At 54.4% G+C, this 917-nt stretch carries 1 protein-coding gene; it reads left to right on the top strand.

Annotated features, from left to right (window positions below; genetic code table 11):
- Nucleotides 1-917: cadherin-like domain-containing protein (locus tag QUA47_RS29965; protein ID WP_333433495.1), on the top strand; the 917-nt coding region annotated here is incomplete at both ends.

Here is a 917-nt window from a genome sequence, read left to right as displayed (position 1 = left end):
TTCACCTACACTGTCAGCGATGGGGCGGTTACTTCACCAGAAACTTCGGCAAATATCAATGTCACAAATAGTCCACCCATCGCACAACCCGATACCTACAGCATCAGTGCGGGAAAAGTCCTCAGCGTAATAGTGCCGGGAGTTTTAGCCAACGACTCCGACGCAGATTTAGACACGCTGACTGCTGCGGTGGCAGCAAATCCGACGCAAGGGTCGATCGCCCTCAACAACGACGGTTCTTTCACTTATACTCCTAACGCAGGCTTTTCTGGAACAGACACCTTTACCTACACAGTCAGTGACGGGATAGTTAACTCTGCACCCGCTACCGTGACTGTCAGCGTCAACAATAACCCGCCTGTGGCGAATTCTGACAGCTATATTACTGCTTTTAATACGGGTCTCAACGTGACTGGTTTGGGAGTTTTAATCAACGATACAGACCCGGAAAACGACCCGCTGACGGCAATTCTGGTGACAAATCCGGCTACAGGGTCGATCGCCTTCAACGCTAACGGTTCTTTCAGTTACACTCCGAATGCTGGTTTTGCAGGGACAGACTCTTTTACCTACAAAGCTAATGACGGGAAAGCTGATTCTGCGATCGTCACAGCAAGCATTATTGTAAATAACCCTCCGACGCCGACGCCCACGGAAACTCCGACGCCGACTCCCACGGAAACTCCGACTCCGACGCCCACGGAAACTCCGACGCCGACTCCCACGGAAACTCCGACTCCGACTCCCACGGAAACTCCGACGCCGACGCCCACGGAAACTCCGACTCCGACGCCCACGGAAACTCCGACTCCGACTCCCACGGAAACTCCGACTCCGACTCCCACGGAAACTCCGACTCCGACTCCCACGGAAACTCCGACTCCGACTCCCACGGAAACTCCGACTCCGACTCCCAC

The sequence above is a fragment of the Microcoleus sp. MON2_D5 genome (genome assembly GCF_036701905.1).
In the GTDB taxonomy this organism is placed as follows: Bacteria; Cyanobacteriota; Cyanobacteriia; order Cyanobacteriales; family Microcoleaceae; genus Microcoleus.
The sequence above is the reverse complement of the archived record's forward strand: the minus strand, read 5'-3'. Positions and strand labels throughout refer to the sequence as shown.